The 2,455-nt window shown below is 71.3% G+C and carries 3 protein-coding genes; 2 read left to right on the top strand and 1 reads right to left on the bottom strand.

What is annotated here, in order from left to right; all coding sequences use genetic code 11:
* Positions 1-340 (bottom strand): GntR family transcriptional regulator (locus AB0G02_RS35355; protein ID WP_360803347.1); only part of this gene is annotated, 340 nt, incomplete at its 3' end.
* Between the two features lie 57 nt (positions 341-397).
* Here AB0G02_RS35355 and AB0G02_RS35360 point away from each other — a divergent pair.
* Both AB0G02_RS35360 and AB0G02_RS35365 read left to right on the top strand, forming a co-directional pair.
* Positions 398-1,126, top strand: a complete 729-nt coding sequence (locus tag AB0G02_RS35360) for a (Fe-S)-binding protein (RefSeq protein WP_360803350.1) — start codon at positions 398-400, stop codon at positions 1,124-1,126.
* The coding region (locus AB0G02_RS35365; protein ID WP_360803353.1) for a LutB/LldF family L-lactate oxidation iron-sulfur protein at positions 1,123-2,455 on the top strand (1,333 nt) is incomplete at its 3' end. The genes AB0G02_RS35360 and AB0G02_RS35365, both read left to right, overlap by 4 nt.

Here is a 2,455-nt window from a genome sequence, read left to right on the forward strand (position 1 = left end):
CAGCGCGCACGGAGTGGCTCTCGATCATCACCCTGGTGCCGACGAGGTCCGCCATCGGCAGCCGCCGGGTGGCCAGGTGCAGGCGCAGCGCAGCACCCAGACCGCCCGCCGGATCAGCGATGACGGTGGTCCCCGCGTCCGGCCCCGAGCCGACGCCGCTGCGCACGACACCCATCGCCTGCAGCACCCGGATCGCCTCGCGCACGGTCGCCCGGCTGACACCCAGGTCCTCGGCCAGCCTGCGTTCGGCCGGCAGCTGCTGCCCGACCCCCAACCTGCCCGCGCTCAGCTCCGACTCGACGTGCCGCAGCACCACGCCGTACCCGGACAAGACGAACACCTCCTGTGGTCCGACCACAGCCTGGTGTGGTCAGACCACAGAGCCTAGAGTCGTCGCGTGAGAGTCGCGCTGTTCGTCACGTGCCTGGTCGACGGGCTGTTCCCGGACGTCGGCAAGGCCACCGTCCGGCTGCTGGAACGGCTCGGTCACGAGGTGGTCGTCCCGTCCGCCCAGACCTGCTGCGGCCAGATGCACATCAACACCGGCTACCCCGGCCAGGCGCTGCCGGTGATCCGCAACCACGTCACGGCGTTCGAGCACGCCGACGTGATCGTCGCGCCGTCCGGGTCGTGCGCCGGGTCGGTGCGCCACCAGCACGCCGCCGTCGCCCGCGAGCACGGCGACCGGAAGCTGGCGGAGGCCGCCGAGGACACCGCGAAGCGCACCTACGAGCTGTCGGAGTTCCTGGTGGACGTCCTCCAGGTCACCGACGTCGGCGCGTACTTCCCGCACCGCGTGACCTACCACCCGACGTGCCACTCGCTGCGCGTGCTGAAGGTGCAGGACCGGCCGCTCCGGCTCCTGCGCGCCGTCGAGGGCATCGACCTGGTCGAGCTGCCGGCCGCGGAGACGTGCTGCGGCTTCGGCGGCACGTTCGCGCTGAAGAACTCCGACACCTCCACCGCCATGCTGGCGGACAAGATGAGCGCCGTGATGAGCACGAAGGCAGGCGTGCTGACGGCGGGCGACTCGTCGTGCCTGATGCACATCGGCGGCGGCTTGAGCAGGCTGCGCAGCGGTGTCCGCCCGCTGCACCTGGCGCAGGTCCTGGAGCAGACGCGATGACGTTCCTCGGCATGCCGACCGGTGGCGGCAACCTCACCGGCGAACCGTTCCCCAAGGCGGCCAAGAGCGCGCTCGGCAACGCCCAGCTGCGCCGCAACCTCGCCAAGGCCACCACCACGATCCGGGCCAAGCGCGCGAACGTCGTCAGCGAGCTGCCGGACTGGGCGCAGCTGCGCGCGTCCGGTGCGGCGATCAAGGACGAGGTGCTGGCGAACCTGGACGAGTACCTGGTCCGGTTCGAGGAGGCGTTGACCAGCCGCGGCACGCACGTGCACTGGGCGCGTGACGCCGGCGAGGCCAACCGGATCGTCACCGACCTGGTGCGGGCGACCGGCACCCGTGAGGTCATCAAGGTCAAGTCGATGGCCACGGTCGAGATCGGGCTGAACGAGGCGCTGGCGGACATCGGCGTGCACGCCGTGGAGACCGACCTGGCCGAGCTGATCGTGCAGCTGGGCAACGACAAGTCCAGCCACATCCTGGTGCCCGCCATCCACCGCAACCGGACGGAGATCCGAGACATCTTCCGGCGCGAGATGCCGGGCGTCGACCCCGGTCTGACCGACGACCCGCGCGCGCTCGCGGAGGCGGCCCGCAAGCACCTGAGGCACAAGTTCACGACGGTGGACGTGGCCATCTCGGGCGCGAACTTCGGCGTGGCCGAGACGGGGTCGCTGGTGGTGGTCGAGTCGGAGGGCAACGGGCGGATGTGCCTGACCCTGCCCCGGACGCTGATCAGCGTGGTCGGCATCGAGAAGCTGGTGCCGACGTGGCGTGACCTGGAGGTGTTCCTCCAGCTGCTCCCCCGGTCCTCGACCGGTGAGCGGATGAACCCGTACACGTCGGTGTGGACGGGGCCGACCGAGGGCCAGACCAGTCACGTCGTGCTGGTGGACAACGGCCGCACGGCCACCCTGGCGGACCCGGACGGTCGGGCGGCGCTGCGGTGCATCCGCTGCTCGGCGTGCCTGAACTCGTGCCCGGTGTACGAGCGCACCGGCGGCCACGCCTACGGGTCCACGTACCCGGGCCCGATCGGCGCGGTGCTGTCGCCGCAGCTGACGGGCGTCGACCGCAACCCCACGCTGCCGTTCGCGTCGTCGCTGTGCGGGGTCTGCTACGACGTGTGCCCGGTGGCTATCGACATTCCGTCCATGCTCGTTCACCTGCGGAAACGGGTCACCGAGTCGAAGGGGACGACGCCGGAGTCGACGGCCATGCGGGCGCTGGCGTGGGCGATGTCGGACGCCCGGCGGTGGCGTCGGCTGATCCGGCTGGGCAGGTTCGGGCGTGTGGCGAGCCGGCACGTGCCGCTGCCGGGCTGGACGA

Origin of the sequence: Actinosynnema sp. NPDC023658 (assembly GCF_040639995.1) — a bacterium.
In the GTDB taxonomy this organism is placed as follows: Bacteria; Actinomycetota; Actinomycetes; order Mycobacteriales; family Pseudonocardiaceae; genus Actinosynnema.